The organism is Paracoccus sediminilitoris, from assembly GCF_003259195.1.
Lineage (GTDB): Bacteria > Pseudomonadota > Alphaproteobacteria > Rhodobacterales > Rhodobacteraceae > Paracoccus > Paracoccus sediminilitoris.
On record NZ_QJPK01000017.1, the window covers coordinates 1 to 26852 of the forward strand.

At 67.3% G+C, this 26852-nt stretch carries 26 protein-coding genes and 1 pseudogene; 14 read left to right on the forward strand and 13 right to left on the reverse strand.

Annotated features, from left to right (window positions below):
- Nucleotides 1–70: 70 nt before the first annotated feature.
- Genes DKT70_RS12650 through pcaD form a run of 6 tightly spaced genes read right to left on the reverse strand, consistent with a single transcriptional unit; the run spans nt 71 to nt 4110 of the window.
- On the reverse strand, nt 71–775 hold the full coding sequence (locus DKT70_RS12650) for a CoA transferase subunit A (protein WP_111559484.1): 705 nt from the start codon (nt 773–775) through the stop codon (nt 71–73).
- Nucleotides 772–1617, reverse strand: coding sequence for a BKACE family enzyme (locus DKT70_RS12655; RefSeq protein WP_111559485.1), 846 nt, complete (start codon nt 1615–1617; stop codon nt 772–774). The genes DKT70_RS12650 and DKT70_RS12655 overlap by 4 nt, the downstream gene beginning before the upstream one ends.
- Nucleotides 1610–2221: a protocatechuate 3,4-dioxygenase subunit alpha gene (pcaG, locus tag DKT70_RS12660; RefSeq protein WP_111559486.1), complete on the reverse strand. Its 612-nt coding sequence runs from the start codon at nt 2219–2221 to the stop codon at nt 1610–1612. Before pcaG ends, DKT70_RS12655 begins: the two co-directional genes overlap by 8 nt.
- A 1-nt stretch (nt 2222) precedes the next feature.
- Nucleotides 2223–2942 carry a protocatechuate 3,4-dioxygenase subunit beta gene (pcaH, locus tag DKT70_RS12665; protein WP_111559487.1) on the reverse strand — a complete coding sequence of 240 codons (720 nt, stop codon included), beginning with the start codon at nt 2940–2942 and terminating at the stop codon, nt 2223–2225.
- Entirely contained in the window at nt 2939–3331 is a 393-nt protein-coding gene (gene pcaC, locus DKT70_RS12670) for a 4-carboxymuconolactone decarboxylase (protein ID WP_111559488.1), read from the reverse strand. The genes pcaH and pcaC overlap by 4 nt, the downstream gene beginning before the upstream one ends.
- On the reverse strand, nt 3328–4110 hold the full coding sequence (gene pcaD / locus DKT70_RS12675; RefSeq protein WP_111559489.1) for a 3-oxoadipate enol-lactonase: 783 nt from the start codon (nt 4108–4110) through the stop codon (nt 3328–3330). Before pcaD ends, pcaC begins: the two co-directional genes overlap by 4 nt.
- An 83-nt stretch (nt 4111–4193) precedes the next feature.
- On the opposite strand from pcaD, the gene DKT70_RS12680 reads away from it, so the two are divergent.
- Entirely contained in the window at nt 4194–5102 is a 909-nt protein-coding gene (locus tag DKT70_RS12680) for a LysR substrate-binding domain-containing protein (RefSeq protein WP_233490560.1), read from the forward strand.
- Here DKT70_RS12680 and DKT70_RS12685 read toward each other — a convergent pair.
- The 4 genes from DKT70_RS12685 to DKT70_RS12700 are packed head-to-tail and all read right to left on the reverse strand — an operon-like array spanning nt 5043 to nt 10386.
- Nucleotides 5043–6242: a glycosyltransferase gene (locus tag DKT70_RS12685; RefSeq protein WP_199559592.1), complete on the reverse strand. Its 1200-nt coding sequence runs from the start codon at nt 6240–6242 to the stop codon at nt 5043–5045. The two genes, DKT70_RS12680 and DKT70_RS12685, sit on opposite strands and share 60 nt — an antisense overlap.
- Nucleotides 6239–7207 (reverse strand): glycosyltransferase family 2 protein, encoded by a 969-nt coding sequence (locus tag DKT70_RS12690; protein ID WP_111559491.1) that lies wholly within the window; start codon nt 7205–7207, stop codon nt 6239–6241. Before DKT70_RS12690 ends, DKT70_RS12685 begins: the two co-directional genes overlap by 4 nt.
- 4 nt (nt 7208–7211) lie before the next feature.
- The gene (locus tag DKT70_RS12695) at nt 7212–8351 is read right to left on the reverse strand and encodes a glycosyltransferase (protein WP_111559492.1); all 1140 of its coding nucleotides are present in this window, start codon (nt 8349–8351) and stop codon (nt 7212–7214) included.
- Nucleotides 8344–10386, reverse strand: coding sequence for an HAD family hydrolase (locus DKT70_RS12700; RefSeq protein ID WP_233490561.1), 2043 nt, complete (start codon nt 10384–10386; stop codon nt 8344–8346). The genes DKT70_RS12695 and DKT70_RS12700 overlap by 8 nt, the downstream gene beginning before the upstream one ends.
- A 196-nt stretch (nt 10387–10582) precedes the next feature.
- Between DKT70_RS12700 and DKT70_RS12705 the strand changes: the two genes are divergently transcribed.
- The 4 genes from DKT70_RS12705 (at nt 10583) to DKT70_RS18750 (ending at nt 12838) form a co-directional block, all read left to right on the forward strand.
- Complete coding sequence (locus tag DKT70_RS12705; RefSeq protein WP_111559493.1) at nt 10583–11410, forward strand: sulfotransferase family protein; 828 nt, start codon at nt 10583–10585, stop codon at nt 11408–11410.
- A 40-nt stretch (nt 11411–11450) separates the two neighbouring features.
- The gene (locus DKT70_RS18745; RefSeq protein ID WP_325048041.1) at nt 11451–11612 is read left to right on the forward strand and encodes a hypothetical protein; all 162 of its coding nucleotides are present in this window, start codon (nt 11451–11453) and stop codon (nt 11610–11612) included.
- On the forward strand, nt 11570–12502 hold the full coding sequence (locus tag DKT70_RS12710; protein ID WP_325048042.1) for a M20/M25/M40 family metallo-hydrolase: 933 nt from the start codon (nt 11570–11572) through the stop codon (nt 12500–12502). The genes DKT70_RS18745 and DKT70_RS12710 overlap by 43 nt, the downstream gene beginning before the upstream one ends.
- 78 nt (nt 12503–12580) lie before the next feature.
- On the forward strand, nt 12581–12838 hold the full coding sequence (locus DKT70_RS18750; RefSeq protein ID WP_325048043.1) for a hypothetical protein: 258 nt from the start codon (nt 12581–12583) through the stop codon (nt 12836–12838).
- A 13-nt stretch (nt 12839–12851) separates the two neighbouring features.
- On the opposite strand, the gene DKT70_RS12715 is transcribed toward DKT70_RS18750, so the two are convergent.
- The 3 genes and pseudogenes from DKT70_RS12715 to hemN all read right to left on the reverse strand — a co-directional run bounded on the left by DKT70_RS12715 (nt 12852) and on the right by hemN (nt 18068).
- Complete coding sequence (locus DKT70_RS12715) at nt 12852–15488, reverse strand: AAA family ATPase (RefSeq protein WP_111559494.1); 2637 nt, start codon at nt 15486–15488, stop codon at nt 12852–12854.
- Nucleotides 15489–16339: 851 nt separating this feature from the next.
- Nucleotides 16340–16636 (reverse strand): annotated as a pseudogene (locus DKT70_RS18825) (metallophosphoesterase family protein); the annotation flags it as partial.
- A 91-nt stretch (nt 16637–16727) separates the two neighbouring features.
- On the reverse strand, nt 16728–18068 hold the full coding sequence (gene hemN, locus DKT70_RS12725) for an oxygen-independent coproporphyrinogen III oxidase (protein ID WP_111559496.1): 1341 nt from the start codon (nt 18066–18068) through the stop codon (nt 16728–16730).
- A gap of 71 nt (nt 18069–18139) precedes the next feature.
- Here hemN and fnrL point away from each other — a divergent pair, with 71 nt between their 5' ends.
- From fnrL to ccoS, 9 genes are all read left to right on the forward strand, one after another.
- A complete protein-coding gene (fnrL, locus tag DKT70_RS12730; protein WP_111559497.1) occupies nt 18140–18880 on the forward strand; it encodes a transcriptional regulator FnrL in 741 nt (246 codons plus the stop codon).
- Nucleotides 18881–19010: 130 nt separating this feature from the next.
- The gene (gene ccoN, locus DKT70_RS12735) at nt 19011–20606 is read left to right on the forward strand and encodes a cytochrome-c oxidase, cbb3-type subunit I (protein ID WP_111559498.1); all 1596 of its coding nucleotides are present in this window, start codon (nt 19011–19013) and stop codon (nt 20604–20606) included.
- A 4-nt stretch (nt 20607–20610) separates the two neighbouring features.
- The gene (gene ccoO / locus DKT70_RS12740) at nt 20611–21390 is read left to right on the forward strand and encodes a cytochrome-c oxidase, cbb3-type subunit II (protein WP_111559499.1); all 780 of its coding nucleotides are present in this window, start codon (nt 20611–20613) and stop codon (nt 21388–21390) included.
- A gap of 15 nt (nt 21391–21405) precedes the next feature.
- Nucleotides 21406–21627, forward strand: coding sequence for a CcoQ/FixQ family Cbb3-type cytochrome c oxidase assembly chaperone (locus DKT70_RS12745; protein WP_072296917.1), 222 nt, complete (start codon nt 21406–21408; stop codon nt 21625–21627).
- Entirely contained in the window at nt 21624–22502 is an 879-nt protein-coding gene (gene ccoP / locus DKT70_RS12750; protein WP_111559500.1) for a cytochrome-c oxidase, cbb3-type subunit III, read from the forward strand. The genes DKT70_RS12745 and ccoP overlap by 4 nt, the downstream gene beginning before the upstream one ends.
- Before the next feature lie 98 nt (nt 22503–22600).
- On the forward strand, nt 22601–24112 hold the full coding sequence (locus DKT70_RS12755; RefSeq protein ID WP_111559531.1) for a 4Fe-4S dicluster domain-containing protein: 1512 nt from the start codon (nt 22601–22603) through the stop codon (nt 24110–24112).
- On the forward strand, nt 24109–24558 hold the full coding sequence (locus DKT70_RS12760) for a FixH family protein (protein ID WP_111559501.1): 450 nt from the start codon (nt 24109–24111) through the stop codon (nt 24556–24558). Before DKT70_RS12755 ends, DKT70_RS12760 begins: the two co-directional genes overlap by 4 nt.
- Complete coding sequence (locus DKT70_RS12765) at nt 24552–26696, forward strand: heavy metal translocating P-type ATPase (protein WP_111559502.1); 2145 nt, start codon at nt 24552–24554, stop codon at nt 26694–26696. Before DKT70_RS12760 ends, DKT70_RS12765 begins: the two co-directional genes overlap by 7 nt.
- Nucleotides 26693–26836: a cbb3-type cytochrome oxidase assembly protein CcoS gene (ccoS, locus tag DKT70_RS12770; protein WP_111559503.1), complete on the forward strand. Its 144-nt coding sequence runs from the start codon at nt 26693–26695 to the stop codon at nt 26834–26836. The genes DKT70_RS12765 and ccoS overlap by 4 nt, the downstream gene beginning before the upstream one ends.
- Nucleotides 26837–26852: the final 16 nt, after the last annotated feature.

The following is a 26852-nucleotide window of genomic DNA, read 5'->3' on the forward strand; positions in this document are numbered from 1 at the left end:
CCGTCTTCCAGCTCCTGCGCCGCGCGGGCGGCCATGCGGTTGCGGTCCCAGCCCTTGGGTGCCTCGGTCATCACGCGACCTCCTGCTTGCGGGTGGTGCGCTGTTCGATGCGCTTTTCGTGTTGGCCCTGCACGATGCGGTGGACATAGATGCCCGGCAGGTGGATCTGGTCGGGGTCCAGGCTGCCGCGTGGGACGATCTCCTCGACCTCGGCGACGCAGATGCGCCCACACATGGCGGCGGGCGGGTTGAAGTTGCGCGCCGTCTTGCGGAAGACCAGGTTGCCGGTGTCATCGGCCTTCCAGGCCTTCACGATCGACAGGTCCGCCACGATGCCGCGTTCCAGGATATGGGTCTGGCCGTCGAAATCCTTGTGCTCTTTGCCTTCGGCGATCATCGTGCCGACGCCGGTCTTGGTATAGAAGCCCGCGATGCCGCTGCCGCCGGCGCGCATGCGTTCGGCCAAGGTGCCCTGGGGGTTGAACTCCAGCTCCAGCTCCTTCGACAGGTATTGGCGCATGAATTCCGCGTTTTCGCCGACATAGCTGCTGATCATCTTGCGGATCTGGCGGGTCTGCAACAGGATCCCCAGCCCGAAATCGTCGATGCCGCAATTGTTGCTGGCGACGGTCAGATCCTTCGTGCCCGCGTCCCGGATCGCCGCGATCAGCAGCTCGGGAATGCCGCAAAGGCCAAAACCCCCCGCCGCGATGAACATCCCGTCATGCAAGACACCCTCAAGCGCCTCCGACGCCGTCCCGTAAACCTTCTTCATGCCGATCCCCTTTCAGTCAGGCCCAGGATGCCGCGCGCCTGCTGCCAAGTCGCGACGGGGCGTTCGTATTTGTCGCACAGATCTACCGCGCGACGCACCAGGGCCGCATTCGACGGTGCCAGCGTGTCGCGGTCAATGCGGACATTGTCTTCCAGACCCGTTCGCGCATGGCCGCCCGACGAAATCGCCCATTCGTTCAGCACGATCTGGTTGGGACCGATACCCGCAGCGCACCAAGGCACGTCTTGGCCAAACAGCCGCTTGACGGTGTGGATATAGTAATCGAAGACATCACGATCGACCGGCATCGCGTTCTTGACGCCCATGACGAACTGCACATAGGGGCGGTTGGGCAGGCGCCCGTCCTTGTGCATGATCGCGGCCTGCAGGATGTGGGACAGATCGAAGGCCTCGATTTCGGGCATCACGCCATGCGCGGCCATTTCGGCTGCCAGCCAGTCGACCAGTTCGGGGCTGTTCTCATAGACCCGGTTCGGGAAATTGTTCGACCCGACCGCAAGGGATGCCATGTCCGGCGACAGCCGCAGCATGCCTCCGCGGTCGCGCCCTGCCCCGGACCGGCCGCCGGTGGACAGCTGCACGATCATGCCAGGACAATGGCGGCGCAATCCTTCCAGCAGGCGGGCAAAGCGGTCGGGGTCGCTGGTGGGCTTGCCCGCGTCGTCACGGACATGGCAATGGGCGATGGTCGCGCCGGCCTCGAAGGCCTCTTGCGTGGATTCGATCTGTTCCTCGATGGTGATGGGCACGGCCGGGTTGTTGTCCTTGCCGGGCAAGGACCCGGTGATGGCCACGCAGATGATGCAAGCATTGTCAGACATCCATAAACACCGTCTCGTTGTCGCCCTGCAGGCGAATGTCAAAGCGATAGACACCGTCGGCGGTCTTTTCCGCGATCAGCGTCCGGCGGCGGTCGACCTGTTCGATCAGGTTCATGACCGGATCGGCCGAGTTGTCCTCATCCCCGAAATAGAGCCGGGTCGAGAGGCCCAGGTTGATCCCCCGCGCGACCAGCCACAGGTTCAGGTGCGGCGCGGCCACGGCACCGCCCTTCATCGGCACGGAACCGGGCTTGATCGTGTCGATGGTAAATTCGCCGCTGTCGAAATCGGGGATGACACGGGCAAAGCCGCGAAAGCCGGGGGCGGCATCGGCGTGGCGGGGATCGCCGGGATGGGGATAGATGCCGTTGGCATCCGCCTGCCAGATCTCGATCAGGACGTCCTTGACCGGTGCGCCCATGCCGTCGATGACCCGGCCCGTGATCCGCACGCGCGGACCGGGTGTGTCATCCGCGGCGATCTGCGTGCCCAGTTCCCGGCGATAGATGTCGAAACCGGCGGCGGCGGGTGCCAGACCGATATGGACATAGGGTCCCGCCGTCTGCGAGGGCGTTTCCTTCAGGTATTGCAAGGGTTGCGGCATGTCAGTTCCCCTCGGGTCGGTTTTCGAACAGGGTCGAACGGCGACCCCGCAGCACGATGTCGAACTTGTAGGCCAGGTGATCCAGGGGCGCGGCGGCGTTCAGATCCAGCGGCGCGATCAGGCTGTCGATGGCGCGCGGATCGGGGATGGATTTCACGATGGGGCATTGCGCGATCAGCGGGTCACCTTCGAAATACAGCTGGGTGATCAGGCGCTGCGCGAAGGATGTCCCGAAGACCGAGACATGGATATGCGCGGGCCGCCAGTTGTTGACCCAGTTGCGCCACGGATAGGCGCCGGGCTTGATCGTCAGGAAATGGTACCGCCCCTGATCGTCGGTCAGGGTGCGCCCGCAGCCCCCAAAATTCGGATCGATGGGCGCCAGGTAATGGTCCTTCTTGTGACGATATCGCCCGCCCGCATTGGCCTGCCAGATCTCGACCAAGGTATTCGGGACCGGACGCGCATCCTCGTCCAAGACGCGGCCATGAACCAGGATGCGTTCGCCGATCGCATCGCCGGTCTTGGCATAGTTCACGATCAGGTTGTTGTCATGGGCGTCGATATCGCCATGCCCGAAGGTCGGGCCGGTCAACTCGCAGGTCCCCCCTTCCAGCGACAGCTGCGCCAGCCGCGGCGATCGCGCGACCGAGGTCTTGTAGTCGGGCGTCAGCGCGGGCGGGTGCCATTGGCGGTCGCGTTGGTAAAGCGGGCCGGTCATCGGGCGTTCTCCTGTTCGGCGTCCTGCTGGGCAAAGATGTCCCGGGCCATCGCGATCGCGTGGTTGGCGCGCGGAACACCGGCATAGATGGCGACGTGCAGCAATGCCTCGATCACGTCGTCGCGGCTGGCGCCGGTGTTGGGGATGGACCGCAGATGCAGCGCCAGCTCGCCGTCATTGCCAAGACCCGCCAGCAACGCGATGGTCATCATCGACCGTTCGCGCAGGGTGATCGTGTCGCGCGCCCAGACATGGCCCCATGCGGCATCCGCGATCAGCGATTGGAAGGGTGCGTCGAAGGCGGTCTTCTGCGCCTCGGCGCGGGCGACGTGATCGCCGCCCAGAACGCGGCGGCGGATCGCCATGCCCTTGTCGGTCAGTTCGGTCATCGGGCGTGCCTTTCCAGAAATGGGGCAATGATCGCGGCATGGGCGGCGGGGGTTTCCACGCATGGCAGGTGACCCGCGCCGGGAATGATGTCGAAGCTGGCGCCCTTGATCAGCGTGGCGGTCCCATGCACCAGATCGGGGGGCGAGGCTCCATCCTCGGACCCGGCGATGACGGCGGTCGGCAGGTCCAGCGCGGCGGTGGCCTGCGTCTGGTCGGCACCCGCCAGCGCGTGGCAGGCCGCGACATAGGCTTCTGGTGCGGTGCGGGCCAGCATGTTGCGCCAAGGCGCCACCTGGGGCGTGCTGCGGAAGTCGGGGCCGAACCAGCGCTGCATGATGCCATCGGCCATCGCGGGCAGACCGTCACGACGGACCGCGTCGACGCGATCCTGCCACCCCTCGGCGGTTCCCAGCCTGGCGGCGGTGTTCGACAGGACCAGCGCGCGGACCAGGTCGGGATGCTGGCTGGCGACCCGCTGGCCGATCAGCCCGCCGATCGACAGGCCCACGAAGACCACCGGCCCCTGCGCCACGTCGCGGATCAGGGCCATGGCATCGTCGGCATGATCCTGCAACCGGTCGGCCCGCCACAGATCGGACAGCCCGTGCCCCTGCTTGTCATAGCGCAGATAGCGCAATCCCTGCGGAAGCAGCGGCAAAAGCGCGTCCCACAGCCGCAGATCCGTCCCCAGGGAATTGGAAAAGATCACCACCGGCGCCCCGTCCGGGCCGTCGATACGGTAATGCAACGCACCATCGGCGCGGTTCAAGACTTGCATAAGGGCTCCTCCTGTCCATAACGTGGCACAAAGAAAAACCCGCAGATAATGCCAAATACGCTTTGGTTCATGCCCGTATGATTATGCATCCCGCGATCAAGCTGCGCCATATCCGCGCCTTTCTGGACATCGCCGCCAATGGCACGCTGTCCGCCGTCGCCCGGGCGCAGGGCATCACCCAGCCCGCCCTGTCGCGCACCCTGGCAGAGCTGGAGGATCTGCTGGGGGCGACGCTGTTCCTGCGCGAAAAGCGGCGGCTGGTCCTGACCGACAGCGGCGTGCTGTTCCGCCGCCACGCCGCCGCCGCGCTGCAGATGCTGGAGGCCGGGGCCGAGGCGCTGCATCCGTCGGGCCATGGGGGGAGGCTGCGGGTCGGCGTGCTGCCGACAGCGGCGACGCGGCTGTTCCCGCGCGTCGCGCTGCGGTTCCGGGAGGCGGCACCGCGGGTGACGCTGTCGGTCGAGACGGGGCCGCATCCCCATCTGGTCCGCCTGCTGCGCGAAGGCGGGATCGACCTGATGATCGGCCGGATGCCCGCAGCCAATGACATGGCGGGGCTGCGCTTCGAACATCTGTACGAAGACCGCATCGTGCTTGTCTCGGGGGCGCATCATCCCATGCGGGGGCGGCCCGTGGCGCAGGTCCTGGCACAATGTCCGCTGATCCTGCCGCCTGCGGATGCACTGATCCGGCGGGCGGTGGACGAATATCTGCTGGCCCGCAACCTGGCCTCGGTCCAACCGGCATTCGAAACCGCCGCCTTGGCTGTGGGACGCGGCATCCTGGCAGGGTCGGACGCGCTGTGGTTCATCTCTCGCGGGGTGGTCGAGGATGAGCTGGACCGCGGCGACCTGGTGCAATGGGAAACCGGGGCGGGTTTCCTGTCGGGCGCAGTCGGCATGACCCGCAGGCAGGCGGGGCCGACTCAGCCCTCACTGGAATTGCTGGCGCGCCTGACGCACGAGACGGTCCTGGACGGCGGCATCATCTGACGCCACCCGCCCCGCGTGACCCAAATGGGGCGGCAGTTCGATGGCCGCGTAATCGACCGGCGGCGCGGGGGCGTTCCGGTTGGCGATGGCGGTCCTGTACAGCGCGTCATAGCGGTCCAGCATCGCGTCCATCCCGAACAGCCGCGCGGCACGATCCCGAACGGCGGCGCGCGGCACCTGCATGGCGCGCAGCATCGCAAGATCCAGATCATGCCCGTCGGGCGCGGCATAGCTGCCGGCAGAACCAATCACCTCGGCCACGGCCCCCATGCGGATGGCGGCGACGGGCGTGCCGCAGGCCATCGCCTCCAGCGCGGTCAGGCCAAAGGGTTCGTTCCATTGCGGCGTGAACAGCATGACCGAGGCGCGACCGTATTCGACCGCCAAGACCCGCCCCGTCAGGTGGCCGCCAAACCGGATATCGCCATTCAATTCGGAACGGATCTGGCTGTCGAAATAGTCGCGGTCCTCGATCGTGCCGAAGATCATCAGCGGCACCCCGGCCCGCCTGGCAGCGCGAATGGCCAGATGGGTACCCTTGTTGGGCGTGATGCGACCCGCCCAGATGGCATGACCCTGTCCCTTCGGCGCAAAGGGCCAGTCGCCCATGTCGATCCCGTTCGGCACGACATGGCACGACGGCGGCGCGCCATCCGGCCAGTATTCCGCCAGATGGGTCCGCGAACAGGCCGTGACCTGATGCCACGGCGCGACGCTGTCGCGCATCGCGCGCAGCAGCGCGTCAAAGGGCGGCACATGCAGGGATGTCACCATGGGCATCCGATGCCGTCGCGACATCCGCGGCGGAAACCGGTGCAGGCCGTTATTGTGGATGACGTCGAACCCCTGCCCCATGATCCACTGCAATGCACGGTCATGGTTGTCGTCCAGATAGGCGTTCAGCCGTGCGGTACCATGAAACTGGTGCCACGGCAGGTCGGCATCGTAGTGGCGGTCCATCAGCGGGTGCAGCGCCGTGCGGGTTCGGCTGTCGCCTGCCGCGATCAGGGTGACGTCATGGCCCCGCGCCCGCAGACCGTGGGCCAGATACCAAGCATGCGCCTCCATCCCGCCCATGAAGGGGGGCGCGATGGGGTGGCGCGGATGCGCAAGCAGGGCGATCCGCAGCGGCGCGGTCATTCGGCGGCGGGCATCAGCATGGCGGCCTGCGCGCTTTCGACCTGGCGGGTGCGTTCGACGGTCCAATCACCACGGGCCTGCAGGTGATCGATCACCCGGCGGGTATTGGCATAGGGCATGTCGGATTGCTGCTTGCACAGGTCGAAATCCGCCTGATTGGGCTGGCGCAGGACGACAAGCCCATCGGGGTCGTTGCGGATCAGCCCCATCAGCTGGAAGGCATAAAGCCAATGCTCCATCGTGCGATGCCCCCATTTCAGGGCGAACAGATCGGCATTGCGCATCACCGATTCCATATGATGGACCGGTGGCATGCAATGGGGGTGATACTGGTGAAAGACGCGCCCGCCGGCGATCCACCAGATGGGGGTGCCCGCCTCGGACAGGGCGCGCCCGAAATCGGTATCCTCGCCGCCATAGCCGGTAAAGCGTTCGTCGAAGCGCGGCCCCTTTTGCCAGCAACCCCGATGCATCGCGAAGTTCAGCGACCAGAAGCAGCGATAATCCTCGCAGGGTGCGATCCCCTTGGCAGGCGGACCCTGGCGGTCGGAATGCTTGACCGACACCGTCGCGAAATGGTCGAAATCCAAGCCCCCATCGGTGCCGCCTGCAGGCAGGTATTGCACCTCGCCCATGAACAGGCCGATGCGGCCCTGCATGCGGTTGACATAGGTCTGGACGAAATCGGGCGCGGGGATGCAATCGACATCGACAAAGACCAGCACATCCCCACGGGCCGCGTCGGCCACCGCATTCCGGGCCGCCGCCATGCACAGGTCGGGCCCCGACATGCGGATCTGGCGGATGGGAAAATCCGTTTCGGGCAGATCGGTGTAATCGCTGTTCTGCATCACGCCTATGATCAGTTCGTCGATCCGGTGGGTCTGTTCGGCAAAGCCGCGAATGACATTCTTCAGATGCTGGTCGCGCCCTCCGGCGATGGTCAGTGCAGATACGGTCGTCATCAGGTCATCCTGTGGTTTCAAGGGTCAGGGCCGTGCCCCACAACCCTTCGGAGAGAGTTTCCAGCCATGCGGCGGTTGCCTTGGCCGGATCGGGGGCCAGCAGCCGACCTTGGGCTGCTGCGTCGTGACCCGTCAGGGCCCGGTCGACGGCCGCCCGCCAGGCATGCGCGCTGGAGGGCAGATGCGGCAGGTGCAGCGCCGCACCGGCCTTGGCCAGCGCCTGCGCCTTGCACAGCTGTTCGTCGAAATAGCGCCATTCGGGAACGACGATCCAAGGCAGTCCCGCCCCCAGAACCTGCGCGCAGGTGGTGTTTCCGGTCGAGGAAATCACCAGATCGGCAGCCGCGACATGGGTGGCGACGTCATCGACCCAGCCCTTGTGGTGCAGGTTGGCCCCTTGGGTCGCGTGCCAGTCGCCCTGCAGCTTGCCGATGCTGATCCATTGCCAGTCCGGAAAGGCGCGCGCCGCGACGCCAAGCGGGGCCGCGGTGAACCCGGTCCCGCCGCCGCCCGACAGCACCAGCGCCATCATGCGCCCCGGTTCCAGCCCCAATGCCGCCCGCGCCGCCTGCCGGTCGGGCAAATCGCCCGACACGCCCAGACCGGCGGCGAAATGCATCTTGTGACGGAACGGGGCCCAATCATCCTGCGCCAGCGCTGCCGAAAAGGGCGCAAGGATCCCCGCCGCGCCGTCATAGGTCGCGCGGTGGCCGGGATCGCTGCGGTCGCCATGCTGCAGAACCGAGACATGGGGGACCGAACAGATGCGCGACAGCTGCGCGATCTCGGCGCTGACATCGCAGATCATCAGGGCGGGATCGTCGCTGGCGAACCACCCTGCGATCCGGCCCATGGCCTGCCGGATGCCGGGCCAACCGACCGGCGCGCAATGCAGCGTGTCGGGGGTCTGCAGCTGGTCCATGTCCCGTTCCGCGCCGGTACGTTCGAACAGGGACGGGATCGCCTGCACGGTGACATTGGCGGGCATCGGCCCCAGCACCTTGGGGTCGGCGCAGAAGACCGTCACGGGCCGCGACCGTGGCAGGGCATTCACGATGGCGGCACAGCGTTCGGCGTGGCCACGCCCCTGATGATGGACGAAATAACCGAACGGGCGCTGCGGCTGGATGGGCAGGTCACGCATGCTGCACCTCGGGTTTGGGCGTCAAGGTCAGGCCAAGCCGCCTTAGGCCATCCAGCACCCCCGCCGCATGGCGGTCGCGGCTGCGAAAGATGTCCGTACCGGTAATGCCCGACAATTCGTCATAGGCATTGGCGGGCAGGATGGATGCACCGCTGGCGATCAGCATGTCGCGGTCATTGCCGCTGTCACCTGCGGTGATGCACTGGGCCAGCGACAGGCCGTGACGCTCGGCCTCGAAACGCAGGGCTGCGGCCTTGCCCGCCCGGACCGGCAGCACGTCGATGAACCGCCCGTGCGAGGCGATGACGTGGGCCGCCAAGCCCGCATCCGCCAAGGCCCGCGTGACGGCGGTGGCATCCCCGGCATCGCCCAACAGGCTCAGCTTCCAGCGCCGCTGTTCATAATGGGGCTGCCATGCGATGCCCGTCCCCTGCAGTGTGGCCGTGACGCCGTCGCGGTCCCAATCCCCGGACAGATGATCGGCGTAATCGCCGCACAGTGTCAGTCCCCCCTGCCCATCGCGGCGCCAGATTTCGCTGCCGACCGAGGTGATGAACAGGTCGGGTTCCGGCAACTGCCATTCGCGCAGCACGCGCCGCGCCTCGGGGGCGGACCGGCCAGTGGCCACGGCAAACATCAGACCGCGCGGGCGCATCTCGTGCCAGGTGCCAAAGCGGCTGGCCGACTGGACACAGCCGGTCAGGGTGCCGTCGATATCGCTGGCCAAGATGCGCGTGACTGGGCCGTCCTGCCGCGACCGTATCGGACGCCGACCGGCATAGACCTGTATCGATGCCGCCGCCCAACGGTCCCAGTTGAAAGCCGCGCGCGCCTTGTGCCGGGCCTTTTTCGCCAGCCAGTCGCGGCGCGGGTGGTCCAACATCTGCAGGCAGGCGGCGGCAATGTCCTGTGGGTCGGTCGGATCGACCAACCTGCCAGCCTCCAGCTGCTGCAGGATGTCCACCGGCCCCCCGTCGCAGGTGGCCACCACCGGAACGCCGGCCTGCGCCGCCTCGATCAACGTCAGGCCGAAAGGTTCGTGCAGCGCCGGATTAACGAACACCCCGCCCTCGGCGGCCAAGGCATAGAGCGACCGGATCTGCGCCCCGTCGTGGCGCGCCGGCAGCGCCACCTTGCCCCACAGACCATATCGGTCCACGCGGTCGAACAGGTCGCGGATCACGCCTGCCTGTTCCTCGGGTCCCGCATTGATGCCGTGGCGCAGGCCCGCCACGATCACCAGGTTGGCCCTGTCCTGCAACGCCGGGCTGGCGGCATAGGCCTCGACCAGGGCGCCCAGGTTCTTCTTGCGCACAGGCCGCGCGATGGCCAGCAGGATCGGCTTTCCCGTATCGCGCAGGAAAGGTGCGATCAGTTCGCGCCCGGCACCCGGCCCCCGGTCGCGATACAGCGAGACACCGGGATTGATGCGATGGGTCCGCCCCTCGCTGTCGCCGCCATAGGGCAGCAGCTGGCGTTCCGCCTCGTCGCGCGACGACACGATGATCGCACCGGCCCCCGCGATGGCCGCACGTTCCGCCTGGATGCGGACCTGCAGCTGCGGGCAATCGGCGGCCCCCGCCTTTTGCAAGGCCAGCGAATGGGGCGTATAGGTCCATTCGATCCCGAATTCCGCCTGCGCGGCGCGCGCCAGAATGGCGGCATCCGCGAAATGCGCGTGAATGATATCGGGCCGTTCCGCCATGCCGCGCAGCAGGTCGCAGAAGGCGCGCGACAGGTCCGGCAGATGGGCCTGCAGCGATTCCTTGCTCAGGTAACGCATATCGTGGGTAACCAGACGGCGGATGGTGCAGCCGGGCGCGACGGACTGAACGGGGTCGGCATGGACGGGGTCCAACGCCGGGTCGCCAAAGGCGCGGGTGACGATATCGACGGACCGCACACGCGGATCGCGCGCCTGCGCCATCGCCGCCCCCAGGACATAGGCGATATGCCCGCCGGTATCTTCGGTAATGCCGTATTCGACGGGCGGAGCCTTCAGGCATCCGCCCAAGGCGACATGAAGAATCCGCATGCGGGGCCCCCTTGTGGCAGAACTGCTCATGATTGAAAATGGGCCGATTGCGACCCGCTGCAGCTTGAACCCCCCCAGACCCTGCATGGTTCACGCCCTTGTCGATGATAAAAGTTAAACCGCCTGTCGGCCCTTCGCACTTGCACGGCAAACGGGCATGTCTATCCATGGGCGGCGCATGGCGAGGGGATGAACGATGGGGCTGGATCACAGATATGTCTTCGTCGGCGGGCTGCACCGGTCGGGAACTTCGCTAGTCGCGCGGCTGATCGCGGACCATCCGCGGGTCGCCGCGATCCGCGATGCACCGGTCCCCGAAAACGAGGGCTGCTATCTGCAGGGCGCCATTCCCCATACCGCTCGCCACGGCGCGCCCATGCGTTTCGCCACCGATCCCGCCCAGCACCTGACCGAAGACAGCCCGTTGAACCGGCTGGAAACGCGGCTGCGGCTGCAGGCGGATTGGGACCCATGGTTCGACCGAGACCGGCCATGGCGGGTGGAGAAATCGCCCGTGAACATGACGCGGATGCGCCTTTACCAGCAGCTGTTTCCCTTGTCGCAACTCATCATCGTCATCCGCCATCCCCAGGCCGTCGCGGCGGCCGTCGCGAAATGGCTGCCCGACCCGCCCGAAACGCTGATCGACCACTGGCTGGATGCCCATGACCGGCTGCGCCAGGATCTGGCTTGGCTGCATGCCGCCGCCGTCATCCGGTACGAGGATCTGGTCGCGCGCCCCACGCAGGTGACCCGAGGCATCTTCCGCTTTCTTGATCTGCCGCCCGTGCCGCCTGCGGGCGCGATGCGCGATGGCAATGCCGATTATCCCGATGCCCCGCCCATGACCCCCGCGCAGGCCGCACGCGCGGCGGATTGGGGCTATGGGCCGGATCTGCGGGTGATGACGGCATCGCCCCACCTGACCCACCCCCTGCGCGCCGTGGCCGAGGCCGCCCGGCAGTGCTGGCTGGAACCCGATGACGCCACGGCTCGACTGTCGCCCGGTCAGGTGCCATCCTGAGGGCACCGCCCACCGGACCATCAAGACAGGACAAGATATTATGACCCGTGGAGCCGCCGTCTCGCGCGCCACCGATCACGTCGACAGCGGACGGCTGCAGTCGGAACTGGCGCATCTGGTCGGATATCGCAGCGAAAGCCAGAACCCGATCGCAGGGACGTGTCGCAGGACGATCTGGCCCAGGCCATCCTGCCGCGCCTGACCACTGCCTGTTTCGACTGCGCCATCCACGACAATCCCGACGGTCCCGCCAAGGGCGGCCCCATCCTGCTGGGCACCAGAATCGAGGACCCGTCCCTGCCCACCATCCTGACCTATGGCCATGGCGACGTCATCTGGGGTCAAGCGGGGCAGTGGCAGGACGACCTTGATCCCTTAGACCTGACCGAACGCGGAGACCGGCTTTATGGGCGCGGCGCGGCGGATAACAAGGTGCAGCACCTGGTCAACATCGCCGCGCTGGGATCCGTCCTGGCGGTGCGCGGCAGGCTGGGCTTCAACGTCAAGATCGTGATCGAGATGAGCGAGGAGATCGGGTCCCCCGGCCTGTCACGGATGATGCAGATCCACCGCAATGCGCTGAAGGCCGACGTACTGATCGCCTCGGACGGGCCGCGGCTCAGCGCGGAACGCCCGACCATGTTCATGGGGTCGCGCGGCGGGGTGCCCTTCGATCTGGTCGTGTCGCTGCGCGAGGGGGCGCGCCATTCGGGCAACTGGGGCGGGCTTCTGGCCGATCCGGCGATCATCCTGACGCAGGCGCTGGCGACCATCACCGATGCGCGCGGCAGGCTGCAGATCCCCGAATGGCGCCCCGACAGCCTGACTCCCGACATCCGCGAAGCGCTGCGCGACCTGCCCATCGGCACCGACGGCGAATTGCAGATCGATGCCGATTGGAGCGAGGAGAACGTGACCCCCGCCGAACGCGCCTATGGCTGGAACAGCTTTGCGATCCTGGCCATGAAGGCCGGCATCCCCGAGGCCCCCGTGAACGCCATCGCCCCCTGCCACGGCGCGTTACCAGCTGCGCTATGTGGTGGGCACAGATGTCGACCGCATCCTTCCCGCGCTGCGGCAGCATCTGGATGATCGCGGCTTCGACAAGGTTCGCATCCAGCCGACCGATCGGGGCATCTTCGGCGCGACTCGGCTGAACCCCGACCATCCATGGGTCACCTATGTGCGGGCCTCGTTGAAGCGGACCACTGGAAAGGACCCCATGTCCTGCCGAACCTGGCCGGTTCGCTGCCCAACGACTGCTTTGCCGACGTGCTGGGCCTGCCCACGATCTGGATCCCGCACAGCTATCTGGGCTGCAACCAGCATGCGCCGAACGAACATGTCCTGAGGCCGGTCTGCCGCGAGGCCATGCAGGTCATGGCCGGGCTCTACTGGGATATCGGCACGGACTGTCCTGCATCCTGACGCGGGCACGGCGTCATGTCGCGGCGATCCTGACCCGCGCCTTGTCGCCGCCAAGCGCCGCGAAGGCCCGCTGGCGGCAGGTCAGGACGATGATCTGCTGATCGCGGGCGACGTGATGCAGGGCGGTGAACATCGCCTCGATCCGGTCATCGTCGCTGTGGACCAGCGCATCATCCAGGATCACCGGAACCGCCATGCCCGTGCGCGCGAACAGCCGTGCGAAGGCCAGCCGCGTCAGGATGGCGATCTGTTCGCGCGTGCCGCCCGACAGGATCTCAAGCGGCTCGGACTGGCCGTCGCGGGTCAGCGCCACCGGCAGCAGCGTCTGGTCGTCGATCCGGACCGACGCCCCCGCATGCAGCACCGCCAGCAGCGGTTCCAGCTCCCGCATGACGGGGCCGAAATAGGTCTCGCGGGCATTGCGGCGGGCATCCTCCAGCGCGGTGCGCAGGCGGATCAGGGCCTTCACCTCTGTTTCGTAACGCGCCGCGCGTGCCTGGGCTGCGACCAGCCTGCCCTGCACCTCGTCCAGCTGTTCCTCGATGCCCTGTTCGGCCATCGTCCCGATCGAGCCGTTCAGCGTCGCGAACTCCTCGCGCAGCGCGGTGCGGCGTTCCTGTGCCTGCGCCACCACCGATTCCATGCGCTTCAACTGGGCTGCGGCCATGCCCTGATCGGGGGCGGACCGTTCCAGTGCCTGACAATGGGCCTGCGCCTCGGCCTTGCGGGCCTGATGGGCGGTCAGCTCTTGACCCAGTTCGTGCAGGCCGCTGGACAGGGCCGCCATATCGCCCGCCTCGGCCAGGGCGGCCTCCAGGATGCGGCTGGCCGAGGCCAGGGTCGCACGCGCCACGGCCCGCGCCTCGGATGCGGCACGAAAGGCGGCATGGGCCTGCGTGGCCGCATCGCGCGCCGCGCCTTCGGCCTGTGTGGCGGCTGCCATCTGCGCATCCAGCGCGGCCTGATCTTCGGGGGGCGCTTCGGCATCGGCACCGTTCTGGGCATCGGCGCTGGCGCGCGCATGGGCCTGCCGCAACGCGTCCAGCCCGTCTGGGGCCAGTTCCGCCAACATGCGGGTCGCGCCCTGCACCGCCTGATCCAGGCGCTGAGCCTCGGTCAGCTTGTGGCGGGCCTCGTTCAGGGTCCGGGCCCCGCAGGCGGACAGACAGGCGTCCAGATGGCGCGCGGCCTTGGTGACGCCGTCCTGATCGCCGCCTGCGCCCTGACCGGGCTGGATGCGCATGGTGCCGATACCCGGCAGATCGAAATCGCGCGTCCGGGTCAGCACATGCTGCCCCGCCGACAGGGGACCCGAGGCATCGCCGACCCGCGCCGCGCCATCATAAGTCAGGGTGATGCTGACATTGGCGGCCGTCAGCTGTGCGTTCAGCTGTTCATGCCGGTCGCGGGCTTCCTCGGCGGCGGCCAGCGCCTTGGGGGTCACGATCAGCAGACCGCGCGCGGCGCGATCACTTTCAAGCGTGGCGCGCAGGGCCTCGGCGCGCGTCAGGCTGCGGGCCAGCTGATCGGCCTGCCTGCGCGCTGCCTGCGCCAGCTGTGCACGTTGGGCCAGGGCCATCCGCGCGGCGACGGCGCGGGTTTCGGCCTGCGCCTTGTTCATGGCGGCGGCGGCAGTGGCATCGGCCGATGCCAGATCCTCGGCGCGGGTTTCGTGGCGGGTGGCCGCTTCGCCTGCCTGCACCATGTCGGCCTGCGCACGGGCGACGCGTTCGGACAGGTCCTGCAACCGTCGGATCTGACCTTGGGTGTTTTCCTCGGTCATCGCGGCCAGCTTCAGCGCGCGCTGCGCCTCGGCCAGCTTTTCGGCATGGGCGGCAGCGGCGGCCTGCGCTTGGCGGGCCTGGTCCAGCGCCTGGCGGCGTTGCTCGTCGGCCTGCGGGTCATCCAGGTCGCGCAGGTCGCGCTGAACCTCGGCACGACGGGCCAGGTCGCCCGACAGGCGGGCGGCCTTGTCCGACAGCTCCACCTGCGACTGGCGCAGCGCCTCGGCCTCGGCCTCGGCGCGCTGCCATTCACCGCCCGCCTTGGGCTTTCCGGTCGCGGTGGCTAGTCGGGACAGGGCATCGCCCACCTGGGCCACCACGCTGTCCAGACGTCGCCCGCCGGTCATCATGTCGATCTCGCCCGCCACCGAAGACAGAAGGTCGCGCCGCGCGCCCAATGCCTTTTCGCGTTCGTTCCTGTCGCTGGCGGAACTTCCCTCGGGCTCCAGCCCCAGAATCCCCTGGCGCACCCAAAGCAGCCCCGAAGGGCCGGCAAGTCCGACCCCGATCATCGCCTCGATCCAGGCCTCGGCCTCGTCATCCTGGGCGATCAGGCGGCCGTCGCGCAGGATGCGGGCGGTGGCGCGGGACAGCCAGCGCTTTTCGATGCGGAAGCGACCATCGGACAGCTCGATCTCGACCGCGACCTCGGGGGCGCCGCCGGAATGGGGCTGCAGCGCCTTGACCACGGCCTTGGCACCGCGATGGCGTTCAAAGAACAGCGCGTGCAGGGCGTCGAAGAATGTCGATTTGCCGAATTCGTTGGGTTCCGACAGGACGGTGACGCCGTCGCCGATATCGTCGATCCGGGCGGTCTGGCCGGCAAAGCGGCGGATATTGGTCAACTCGATCGCGCGGATCTTCATGATTGCACTTTCAGCGCCAGGGCATAAAGCCGCGCCAGCGCATTGCCCGAGATCTCGCGCTCGGACAAGGACAGGGCGGGGTCATGGGCCTCGGCCAGCAGGGTTTCGGCGGCCTGGCGCAGGGCGCCCGCATGGTCGATCTGGTCCAGATCGTCGGGGCGCGTGTCGGTGGCCAGCTGCGTCAGGTCATGGTCGAACCATCCGAAATCGGGGGCGATGGCCAAGGCCCCGGCCTCCAGCGTGCTGCGATCGGCCAAGGGCAGACGCCCCGAGACATGCAGCCGCAGCAGCAGATCGCGGCGCAGATGCGCGGCGGGCAATTCGGCCTCCAGCCGGGCCACGGGGTCATCGCCCGGCAGCAGGTCCAATTGCAGCATGCGCCACTGCAAGGTGCCGGTCTGAACGACATCCACCTGCGCACCGGCCCCTGCCGCCCCGTCGAACGTAACCATCAGCGCACCCGCGGCCATGTCATGCTTGAAGCCGTCGGCCTCGGGGGACCCGCAATACCAGGTGTCCGGGCTGACCTGCATCCGCCCGTGCCAGTCGCCCAGCGCCAGATAATCCAGACCGGACTGGCGGGCGCGATCGGGGGGGATGATGCCCGTCGCCCCCTCCTCGGCGGTGAAATCGGTGATGGCGCCGTGGCCCAGCCCGATGCGCAGGCAGCCTTCAGGCGTCGGTGCCGACATCGCGGCGGTCAGGTCGCGACCGGGACGGCGCTGCGTGCAGGGCGCGGGCAGCAGCATGGCATCGGGGCCCAGCGCCAGCGGTGCATCGTCGGTCACGACCTGCAGGTTGGGCAGATCCTCCGACAGGATGCGCCGCCACAATTCGGTCGCAGCCAGGCTGTCATGGTTGCCGGGCAGCATGATCCAGCGGATGTCGGTCTGGGCCGCCATCGCGCGCAGCGCATGGCGCAAGGTATCGGGCGCGGGGGTTTCGGCGTCGAATGTATCGCCCGCCAGCAGCACCGTGTCGGCACCGCCGTCGCGGGCCTCCTGCGCCAGCCGGGCGATGGCCCCATGGCGCGCCTCGCGCAGGCGGTTGCGGATGCCTTCGGGATAGCCGCCAAAGGCCTTGCCTAAGTGCAGGTCCGAGGAATGAAGAAAGCGAAGCATCGTGAAACCCCTGTGCGCAGGTGCCATGGATCGCGTGGCAGGGACGCATTGGCAAGGGCATGGCCGCTAAAATTGTCCCGGGCCCGGAACAACGCAGGCAGGGGCGTTCCGGGTCCCGTCAGCTGGCCGAGCTGTATCGGCGTTCCCCACCGGCGGCCCCATCGTCGAAGACCTGCGCCACCAGCCGGGCCACGCGCAAATCCGACAGGACCAGCACCGCATCCCGCATCTGCCCCGCCCCCGGATAGCGCGCCAGCGCCGCCTCGGCCCGTTCCAAGCAATGATCCGTCAGCCCCGCGCCCGACGCGATGGCGAAAAGATCGGCTTGGCCCTGACACATCAGCGCCTCGATCACGTCGGCGATGACATGGTCGCGTGCGCTCATCTGCACACCGCGGGCGGTGGCCGGTCCGCTTTGGTCCAGCGCCTTCTGCCAGTCGGCGGTGGCGGTGGCGTTCTGGACATAACCTTGGGCAAAGCGGGATATGGCCGACGGACCGATGCCCAGCAGAACGGTATCGGGATCGGTGGTGTAACCCTGAAAGTTCCGCCGCAGATAGCCGTCCCGCGCTGCCTGCGCCAGGCTGTCATCAGGCAGGGCGAAATGGTCGATGCCCACGGGGGCATAGTCGCTGGCCACCAAAATCTCGCGCGCCAGATCGGACAGGTCCAGCCGTTCCTGGGCCGTCGGCAGGGCATTTTCGGGGATCAGCGCCTGCCTGCGGGCCATCCAGGGCACATGGGCATACCCGTAAAGCGCGATCCGGTCGGGCCGCATCCGCAGCACCGCCTGCAGCGTGCGCGCCAGCCGCCGCCCCGTCTGATGCGGCAGGCCGTAAAGCAGGTCCATGTTGATGCTGCCGATGCCGCGCGCGCGCAGATCCGCGACGATCTGCGCCGTGCGTTCGGCCGACTGGCTACGCCCGATCGCCGCCTGCACCGAAGCGTCGAAATCCTGCACCCCGATCGAGGCGCGGTTCATCCCCAGCCGCATCAGCGCGTCCAGCCGCGCATCGTCGCAATCGCAGGGGTCGATCTCGACCGAAACGCGGGCGCCATCGGGGGCGAAGGCATCACCCAGCATCGCGCCAAGCCGGTCCAGCCGGTCGGCTGACAGGATCGTGGGTGTTCCGCCACCCAGATGCAGCGCCCCCACCCTGACACGGTCGGGCAGCAGGCCGCGGATCAACGCGATCTCGCGGTGCAGATAATCCAGGTAACGGTCCAGCGCTCCGTCGCCGCGCGCCCCTTGGGTGCGGCAGGCGCAGAACCAGCACAGGCGCCGGCAGAACGGCACATGCACGTAGAGCGACACCGTGCTGCTCGGGGGAATCGCCCGCAGCCAGTCACGGTGCAGCGCGGGTCCCACCACGTCGGTGAACCGGTCCGCGGTAGGATAGCTGGTATAGCGTGGCGCCCGTGCCGTCAGCAGGGCCTGATGAAACGAATCATGTGTCATGTCCCCCGCATTAACGGCCCCAGCCCCTGTCGGACATTGATCGAGATCAAAGCGCCCTGTAAAACGGTCCCATGGCACGTTTGACCCCCAGCATCGCATGCAACGACTGCCCCATCCGCTATCGCGCGGTCTGCGCCGATTGCGACGCCGACGAACTGGCGATGCTGGAGCGGGTCAAGACCTATCAGACGGTTCAGGCCGGCGCGCATCTGGCCTCGGCGGGCGAGACGCTGGATCACTTCGCATCCATCGTGTCGGGCTGCGCCACGATGTCGCGCACGCTGGAAGACGGGCGCCGCCAGACCGTGGGCCTGCTGCTGCCGTCTGATTTCATCGGGCGGCCCGGACGCGCGCAATCGGCCTTCGACGTGCAGGCCTTGGGCGAGGTGACGATCTGCCGCTTTGAACGGCGCGCCTTCGAACGCATGGTCCGCGACACGCCCCATATCGCCACCCGCTTGCTGACCATGTCGCTGGACGAATTGGATGCGGCGCGGGACTGGGCGGTGGTCCTGGGCCGCATGACGGCGCGCGAAAAGCTGGCCGCATTTCTGGTCAGCCTGGCGCGGCGGCAGGCGCAGGGGATGGGCGGGCGCGTGTCGGGCGGCGGCGTCACGCTGAACCTGCCCCTGACGCGCGAGGAACTGGCCGATCACCTGGGCCTGACCATCGAGACCACCAGCCGCCAGATGACCGCCCTGCGCAAGGACGGCCTGATCGACCTGCCCCAGGCGCGCGAGATCCTGATCCCCGATTTCGAGGCCCTCTCGGCCGAGGCGGGCGAAGACGGGGATGGCGGTCCCATCGTCTGACGCCTTCCACCTACCCGCCATGACGGCGGGTTCGTGACGCTGTTTGATCCATGTCAAGGAAGCGACCTTGTCCCCCGTGCGACTGCCGGGGCGCGTCCCCCATTTGGGCGCGCCACGACAAGAGGACGACATGCAGTTTACAAGGATCGCCACGCTTGCGCTGATCACCCTGCTGGCGGCGATGGCAGCAGACCTTGGGCGCGATCTGGCCTATTCGGTGCATGCGATCATCGTCATGCTGGTCGCGGGCGGATTGTGTCTGTGGGAATTGCGCCGGGTCGATGAACCCCGCGCCTTGCCCTTGGCCGGAACCTATATGGACGGCCCCATCCGCGCGGGCGTCATCGCCACCGCCTTCTGGGGCATCGCGGGCTTTCTGGTCGGCACCTTCATCGCCTTTCAGCTGGCCTTTCCGGCGCTGAATTTCGACTGGTCGGAAGGATACGCCAATTTCGGCCGCCTGCGCCCGCTGCACACCAGCGCGGTGATCTTTGCCTTCGGGGGCAACGCACTGATCGCGACGTCCTTCTATGTCGTGCAGCGCACCAGCGCGGCGCGGCTGTGGGGCGGCAATGCGGCGTGGTTCGTCTTCTGGGGATACCAGCTGTTCATCGTGCTGGCCGCGACCGGATACCTGCTGGGATCGACCCAGTCCAAGGAATATGCCGAACCGGAATGGTATGTCGACATCTGGCTGACCGTCGTCTGGCTGACCTATCTGGCCGTCTTCATGGGCACGATCCTGAAGCGCAAAGAGCGCCACATCTATGTCGCGAACTGGTTCTACCTGGCCTTCATCGTGACGGTCGCGATGCTGCACGTGGTCAACAACCTGTCGATCCCCGTGTCGATCCTGGGATCGAAATCGGTCCAGGTCTTTGCCGGCGTCCAGGATGCCATGACCCAGTGGTGGTACGGCCACAACGCGGTCGGCTTCTTTCTGACGGCGGGTTTCCTGGGGATGATGTATTACTTCGTCCCGAAACAGGCGGGCCGCCCCGTCTACAGCTACAAGCTGTCGATCATCCACTTCTGGGCGCTGATCTTTCTCTATATCTGGGCGGGTCCGCACCACCTGCACTATACCGCCCTGCCCGATTGGGCGGCGACGCTTGGCATGGTCTTTTCCATCATGCTGTGGATGCCCAGCTGGGGCGGCATGATCAACGGGCTGATGACGCTGGAGGGTGCCTGGGACAAGATCCGCACCGATCCGATCATCCGCATGTTCGTGGCCAGCCTTGCCTTCTATGGCATGTCCACCTTCGAAGGGCCGATGATGTCGATCCGCGCGGTCAACAGCCTCAGCCACTATACCGACTGGACCATCGGCCATGTCCATTCCGGCGCGCTTGGCTGGAACGGGATGATCACCTTCGGGTGCCTCTATTTCCTGACGCCGCGCCTGTGGGGGCGTCCGCAAATGCATTCCATGGCAGCCATCAACCTGCATTTCTGGTTGGCGACGTTGGGCATCGTTCTCTACGCCTCGTCGATGTGGGTGACCGGCATCATGGAGGGCCTGATGTGGCGCGAGGTCGATGCCAACGGCTTCCTGGTCAATTCCTTTGCCGACACCGTGGCCGCCAAGTTCCCCATGTACGTGGTGCGCGGCGCGGGCGGCGTCCTCTACCTGGCGGGTGGCCTGGTGATGGTCTGGAACATGTGGATGACCATCCGCGCGCCCCAGGCCCATCCCGCCATCGCAACCGTTCCGGCAAGGTGACCCCATGACCCAAGACCACAACACCCCCGATCCGAACGCTTCCGAACCCAGGCGCCGCCGTGGCATCCTGGACCGGCACGCCACGCTGGAACGCAACGCCACGCTGCTGCTGGTCGGATCATTCCTGGTCGTCACCATCGGCGGCATCGTGGAAATCGCGCCGCTGTTCTGGCTGGAGAACACCATCGAGAAGGTCGAGGGGATGCGCCCCTATACGCCCCTGGAGCTGGCCGGCCGCGACATCTATGTCCGCGAGGGTTGCTATGTCTGCCACAGCCAGATGATCCGTCCCATGCGCGACGAGGTCGAACGCTATGGCCATTACTCGCTGGCGGCGGAATCGATGTACGACCACCCCTTCCAGTGGGGGTCGAAGCGCACCGGCCCGGATGTGGCCCGCGTCGGCGGCCGCTATTCCGACGAATGGCATTACGACCACCTGTCGGACCCGCAATCGGTCGTGCCCGAAAGCGTCATGCCCAAATACGACTATCTGGCGCGCGCCAAGCTGGAGGTCACCCATATCGGCGACCTCTTGGAAACCCACGCGATGGTCGGGGTGCCCTATACCCCCGACATGATCGCGAACGCGCGCGCCGACATGCGTGTGCAGGTCGATCCCTGGGGCGACACGGATGGGCTGCTGGAACGCTATCCCGGTGCCCAGGTGCGCAATTTCGACCGCGATCCGGCGCTGACCGAAATGGATGCGCTGATCGCCTATCTGCAGATGCTGGGCACGCTGGTCGATTTCTCGACCTTCGTGGCCGATGGCAGCCGCTGAACCGGGGGACGCAGCATGCACGACACCTATTCGATCCTGCGCCATTTCGCCGACAGCTGGATGCTGCTGGCCATGACGCTGTTCTTCCTGGGCGCCTGCCTTTGGGCCTTTCGCCCCGGCGCCCGCGACACCCATGACGAGGCGGCCCGCGCCATCTTCCGCGACAGCCCCCCGCCGGTGGCCGGCTGCGGCAAGGGCTGCCCCGGCTGCAACTGCCAGCCCAAGGACCCGACATGACCAAGCATCGAAAGCAGGATGACCCCGCACGCGTCGACACCACCGGCCACAACTGGGACGGCATCGAGGAGCTGAACAACCCCCTGCCCCGCTGGTGGCTGTGGACCTTCTATGCCACGATCGTCTTTGCGGCGATCTACGTGGTGCTGTATCCGGCCTGGCCGTTGATCAACGGCGCGACCGAAGGGATATTGGGCTGGTCCACGCGGGCGGACGTGCAGACCCATATCCGGCAGGTCGATGACAGCCAGGCCGCCATGCGGCAATCGCTGACCACGACCGACCTGGACATGCTGGACCGCAATCCCGAACTGATGGAATTCGCGATGAACGCGGGGGCGGCGGTCTTTCGGACCAACTGCTCTCAGTGTCACGGATCGGGGGCGGGCGGCGCGATCGGCTATCCCAACCTGCTGGATGACGACTGGCTGTGGGGCGGCATGGTCGAGGATATCGCCGTCACCGTCCGCCACGGCATCCGGAACGAGGACGACCCCGACGCCCGCTTTTCCCAGATGCCCGCCTTTGGCGAGATGCTGGCCCCCGACCAGATCGCCACGCTGGTCGACCATGTGCGGGCCCTGCCCGGCGGTGCCGATCCCCTGGCGGGCGCAGGCGGCCAGCTGTTCGCCGACAATTGCACGTCCTGCCATGGCGAGGACGCGCGCGGCGACCGCACCCAGGGCGCGCCGAACCTGACGGACGCGATCTGGCTTTACGGCGACAGCCCCGAACAGGTCACCCGCATCATCACCCGCGGTCCTTTCGGCGTCATGCCCCCGTGGAGCGCGCGTCTCTCCGAGGCCGAGATCCGGGCCGTGGCCGCCTATGTCCACGCCTTGGGCGGGGGCGAGGGCCCAGTGGCCGCGAACTGACCGCCCGGCTTGATCGCCGATCGATCGCCGATTGATCCACGTCAATGCATCCTGCGCGCCCCTCGGCCACGAAGGGCGCGCACAGAGAAGGCAGCATGATGTCCGACACCCCCAAGACCCTCTATGCCGCGCGGGTCCCGATCTTTCCGCGCCGCGTGCAGGGGTATTTCCGCCGCCTGAAATGGTGGATCATGGCCGTGACGCTGGCCATCTATTACCTGACGCCCTGGCTGCGGTGGGATCGCGGGCCGAACCTGCCCGACCAGGCAGTGCTGGTCGACATGGCGAACCGCCGCTTCTATTTTTTCTGGATCGAGATCTGGCCGCATGAATTCTATTTCGTCGCGGGGTTACTGGTCATGGCAGGGGTGGGCCTGTTCCTGTTCACCGCGATGCTGGGCCGCGTTTGGTGCGGCTATGCCTGCCCCCAGACGGTCTGGACCGACCTGTTCCTGGTGATCGAACGATGGGTCCAGGGCGACCGCAACGCCCGGATGCGCCTGTACCAGTCGCGCTGGACCGGTCACAAGATCCGCCTGAAATCCACGACATGGGCGCTGTGGCTGCTGGTCGCGCTGGCGACGGGCGGGGCCTGGGTCTTCTATTTCACCGATGCGCCCGAGCTGGCCCGCCAGCTGGTCACGCTGTCGGCGCCGCCCATCGCCTATGCCACCATCGCCATCCTGACGGCCACGACCTTCGTCTTCGGAGGCTTCATGCGCGAACAGGTCTGCATCTACATGTGTCCCTGGCCGCGCATCCAGGGGGCGATGATGGACCCCGGCACGCTGACCGTCGCCTATCGCGACTGGCGGGGCGAACCGCGCGGCCGTGGCCTGCGCCGCCAGCAGGCCGCCGGCCTGCGCGTGGCGGGACCACAGATCGGCGGGCGGGCGCCCGTCATCCCGATGCCCGGCGTGCCCGACACCACGACCCATATGCAGGGCCCCGGCGACTGCGTCGATTGCAACGCCTGCGTCAATGTCTGCCCGATGGGCATCGACATCCGCGACGGCCAGCAGATGGCCTGCATCACATGCGCGCTGTGCATCGACGCCTGCGACCAAGTGATGGACAAGATCGGCCGCCCGCGCGGGCTGATCGATTACCTCGCCCTCTCCGACGCTCCGCGCGAAGCGGCGGGCGGCGCCCATATCCCTGCGTGGAAACATGCGCTGCGGCCGCGCAACCTGATCTATCTGGCGATCTGGATGGCCATCGGCGCGGCGCTGGTCTTTGCCCTGTTCATGCGCCCCCAGATCGAACTGACGGTGGCCCCGGAGCGCAACCCCACCTTCGTCACCCTGTCCGATGGCAGCGTGCGCAACGCCTATGACGTGCGGTTGCGCAACAAGCATCACGATATCCGCATCTTTACCCTGACACCGGGTGCGAACAGCATGACCCAATTGCAGGTCGAGGGGCATCAGGACGGACAGATCCCGGTTCCCCCCGACGCCCAGATCAAGGTTCGCGTCTATCTGACAGCTGCTGCCGGATCGGCCCCCGCCACCAACGACCGCAGCCCGGTCCGACTGTGGGTCGAGGATTCCATCAGCGGCGAGCGCGCCTACGTGGACAGCACGTTCAACGGAAAGGACAGAAAATGACCGCACTGACAGGACGCCATGTCGCCGCAATCTTTGCGGGCGGTTTCGGCATCATCATATCGGTCAACCTGCTGCTGGCGACCAAGGCCGTCAGCACCTTTCCGGGCCTCGAAGTGCCTAATTCCTATGTCGCCAGCCAATCCTTCGACACCCGCCGCAACGCCCAGAACGCACTTGGCTGGACGTCGCATGTCGATTATCGCGACGGATCGGTGCTCGTCGCGGTCCTGAACCAAGACGGCAACCCTGCCCCCATCCGCGATCTGACCGCCCATATCGGCCGCCCGACCGAGGCGCGCGACGACGTCGCCCTTGCCCTTGACACAAAGGGGCGCGTGGCCATCGATCTGGCGCAGGGAATGTGGCGTCTGGATCTGGCGGGGCATGCCGATGACGGCACCGCCTATCAGCGCGCCATCACCCTGAAGGTCGATGCATCATGGTAGCCGCCTGCCCCGCCTGCTCCTCGGTTCCACTGCCACAGGGCCGCGTGGTCGATCAGCCAACCCATGTGCTGCACCTGCCCGACATCCATTGCGGCGGCTGCATCGCAACGGTCGAGCGGGCCCTGACCGCCCTGCCGGTGGTGCAGCAGGCGCGGGTGAACCTGACCCTGAAACGCGTGATGATCGTCGCTCCGGGGGCCGAGGATGCCACGCTAATCGATACCCTTGCCCGCGCAGGTCACCGCGCCGACCGGCTGGATGCTGGCCGCCTTGGGCCGCGCGACGTGACCGCTCGCGACCTGCTGACCCGCATCGGCGTGGCAGGCTTTGCGATGATGAACGTCATGCTGCTGTCGGTCGCCGTCTGGAGCGGTGCGGCAGGGGCCACAGCGCAGGTCTTTCACCTGATCTCGGCGGCGATTGCCATTCCGGCGGTGGCCTATACGGCCCAGCCCTTCTTCGCCTCGGCCATGGGCGCGCTGCGCTACGGGCGGATGAACATGGATGTGCCGATCTCGCTTGCGATCGTCCTGGCCTCCGCCGCGTCGCTGGCCAATGCCTTCGGCTTCAGCGACCGCGCCAACTGGTTCGACGCGGCGCTGGCCCTGACGTTCTTCCTGCTGATCGGGCGCTATCTGGACCGCGCGGGCCGCGCCGCCGCCCGGTCCGCCGCGGCCGAACTGGCAGCGCTGGAATCCCCGCAGGCGGTGCTGATCGAGGGCGGAGTGGACCGCATCGTCGATGCCCGGACCCTGCGCCCCGGCGCGCTGATCCGCGTGCGTCCGGGCGACCGCCTGCCCGCCGACGGCACCATCATCACCGGCCAGACCGATCTGGACCGATCGGCGCTGACTGGCGAATCCGTCCCGCAACCCGCAGGCCCGGGCGATGCGGTCACCGCCGGAGAGACCTGCCTGACCGGCGCGCTGACCGTGCGCGTGGATCGCGCCGGACGCGACACCGCGCTGGCGCGCATGGCCGATCTGGTCGCCACCGCCGAGGCGCAGCGCACCCGTCATACCGGCATCGCCGACCGGGCCGCCCGCATCTATGCGCCGTTGGTGCAGGTGCTGGCCGCCGCCACATTCGTCGGCTGGGTGATGCTGTCTGGTGACGGATGGCGGGCGCTGGACATCGCGATCTCGGTCTTGGTGATCACCTGCCCCTGTGCCTTGGGGCTGGCGGTGCCTGCGGTATCGACCGTGGCGACGGCGCGGCTGTTCCGCGCGGGCATCCTGGTGAAATCGGCCACCGCGCTGGAACGTCTGTCCCAGATCGACACGGTGGCCTTCGACAAGACGGGCACGCTGACGACGGGGCTGGTGACGCTTGGCGGGAACCCAGATGCGGACACGCTGTCCGTCGCGGCGGGGCTGGCGCGGGGATCGCGGCACCCGGTGTCGCGGGCCATCGTGGCGGCCGCAGCGGCGCACGGCATCGCACCCGCCGCCGTCACCGACACCACGGAACATCCGGGCTGCGGTGTTCAGGGGGCGCTGGACGGCCGGACCGTCCGCCTTGGGCGGGCCGGCTGGATCGAAGGTGCCGAGGGAACCGATGCCGCCGTCTGGCTGTCGGTCGCGGGCCGGCCGCCCGTCCCGCTGACCACATCCGAAGCCCTGCGCGACGATGCCGTCCTTACCATCCAGGCATTGCGCCGTCAGGGTTATCATCTGGCGCTACTGTCGGGCGACGCGCCCGAACCCGTGGCTCGCATGGCCCGGGAAACCGGTATCGACACCGCGCTGCCCCGGCTGACACCCGGCGAAAAGATGGACTGGGTGCGCAGGGAAACCGCGCGGTGCGCGCATGTGCTGATGGTGGGGGACGGGTTGAACGATACGGGCTGCCTTGCCAGCGCCCATGCGGGGATCTCGCCGGGTTCGGCGCTGGATGCGGCGCGGTCAGCCTCCGACGTGGTGCTGATCGGAGGCGGGCTGATGGGCGTGCCGCGCGCGCTGTCCACTGCACGGGCCGCGATGGGCCGGATGCGCCAGAACATCGGGCTGGCGGTGCTGTACAATGTCGTCTCGGTGCCGCTGGCGATGTCGGGGCACGCATCCCCGCTGATCGCGGCGCTGGCCATGTCGCTGTCGTCGCTGACCGTGACGCTGAATGCCCTGCGGAGGTTTCGATGAACGTGCTGGCCGTGCTGATCCCGATCTCGGTCACGCTTGGGCTGGCGGGGCTGGCAGCTTTCGTCTGGTCGCTGCGGTCGGGTCAATATGACGACCCCGCCGGCGATCAGGTCCGCGCGCTGGACCTGATGGAGGACTGACCCCGGGCAGGGGTCA

What these genes read in the sequence shown, in the direction of transcription:
- DKT70_RS12650 (WP_111559484.1), bottom strand. Translation starts at nt 775, where the DNA reads ATGAAGAAGGTTTACGGGACGGCGTCGGAGGCGCTTGAGGGTGTCTTG.
- DKT70_RS12655 (WP_111559485.1), bottom strand. Translation starts at nt 1,617, where the DNA reads ATGTCTGACAATGCTTGCATCATCTGCGTGGCCATCACCGGGTCCTTG.
- pcaG (WP_111559486.1), bottom strand. Translation starts at nt 2,221, where the DNA reads ATGCCGCAACCCTTGCAATACCTGAAGGAAACGCCCTCGCAGACGGCG.
- pcaH (WP_111559487.1), bottom strand. Translation starts at nt 2,942, where the DNA reads ATGACCGGCCCGCTTTACCAACGCGACCGCCAATGGCACCCGCCCGCG.
- pcaC (WP_111559488.1), bottom strand. Translation starts at nt 3,331, where the DNA reads ATGACCGAACTGACCGACAAGGGCATGGCGATCCGCCGCCGCGTTCTG.
- pcaD (WP_111559489.1), bottom strand. Translation starts at nt 4,110, where the DNA reads ATGCAAGTCTTGAACCGCGCCGATGGTGCGTTGCATTACCGTATCGAC.
- DKT70_RS12680 (WP_233490560.1), top strand. Translation starts at nt 4,194, where the DNA reads ATGCATCCCGCGATCAAGCTGCGCCATATCCGCGCCTTTCTGGACATC.
- DKT70_RS12685 (WP_199559592.1), bottom strand. Translation starts at nt 6,242, where the DNA reads ATGACCGCGCCGCTGCGGATCGCCCTGCTTGCGCATCCGCGCCACCCC.
- DKT70_RS12690 (WP_111559491.1), bottom strand. Translation starts at nt 7,207, where the DNA reads ATGACGACCGTATCTGCACTGACCATCGCCGGAGGGCGCGACCAGCAT.
- DKT70_RS12695 (WP_111559492.1), bottom strand. Translation starts at nt 8,351, where the DNA reads ATGCGTGACCTGCCCATCCAGCCGCAGCGCCCGTTCGGTTATTTCGTC.
- DKT70_RS12700 (WP_233490561.1), bottom strand. Translation starts at nt 10,386, where the DNA reads ATGCGGATTCTTCATGTCGCCTTGGGCGGATGCCTGAAGGCTCCGCCC.
- DKT70_RS12705 (WP_111559493.1), top strand. Translation starts at nt 10,583, where the DNA reads ATGGGGCTGGATCACAGATATGTCTTCGTCGGCGGGCTGCACCGGTCG.
- DKT70_RS18745 (WP_325048041.1), top strand. Translation starts at nt 11,451, where the DNA reads ATGACCCGTGGAGCCGCCGTCTCGCGCGCCACCGATCACGTCGACAGC.
- DKT70_RS18750 (WP_325048043.1), top strand. Translation starts at nt 12,581, where the DNA reads ATGGGTCACCTATGTGCGGGCCTCGTTGAAGCGGACCACTGGAAAGGA.
- DKT70_RS12715 (WP_111559494.1), bottom strand. Translation starts at nt 15,488, where the DNA reads ATGAAGATCCGCGCGATCGAGTTGACCAATATCCGCCGCTTTGCCGGC.
- hemN (WP_111559496.1), bottom strand. Translation starts at nt 18,068, where the DNA reads ATGACACATGATTCGTTTCATCAGGCCCTGCTGACGGCACGGGCGCCA.
- fnrL (WP_111559497.1), top strand. Translation starts at nt 18,140, where the DNA reads ATGGCACGTTTGACCCCCAGCATCGCATGCAACGACTGCCCCATCCGC.
- ccoN (WP_111559498.1), top strand. Translation starts at nt 19,011, where the DNA reads ATGCAGTTTACAAGGATCGCCACGCTTGCGCTGATCACCCTGCTGGCG.
- ccoO (WP_111559499.1), top strand. Translation starts at nt 20,611, where the DNA reads ATGACCCAAGACCACAACACCCCCGATCCGAACGCTTCCGAACCCAGG.
- DKT70_RS12745 (WP_072296917.1), top strand. Translation starts at nt 21,406, where the DNA reads ATGCACGACACCTATTCGATCCTGCGCCATTTCGCCGACAGCTGGATG.
- ccoP (WP_111559500.1), top strand. Translation starts at nt 21,624, where the DNA reads ATGACCAAGCATCGAAAGCAGGATGACCCCGCACGCGTCGACACCACC.
- DKT70_RS12755 (WP_111559531.1), top strand. Translation starts at nt 22,601, where the DNA reads ATGTCCGACACCCCCAAGACCCTCTATGCCGCGCGGGTCCCGATCTTT.
- DKT70_RS12760 (WP_111559501.1), top strand. Translation starts at nt 24,109, where the DNA reads ATGACCGCACTGACAGGACGCCATGTCGCCGCAATCTTTGCGGGCGGT.
- DKT70_RS12765 (WP_111559502.1), top strand. Translation starts at nt 24,552, where the DNA reads ATGGTAGCCGCCTGCCCCGCCTGCTCCTCGGTTCCACTGCCACAGGGC.
- ccoS (WP_111559503.1), top strand. Translation starts at nt 26,693, where the DNA reads ATGAACGTGCTGGCCGTGCTGATCCCGATCTCGGTCACGCTTGGGCTG.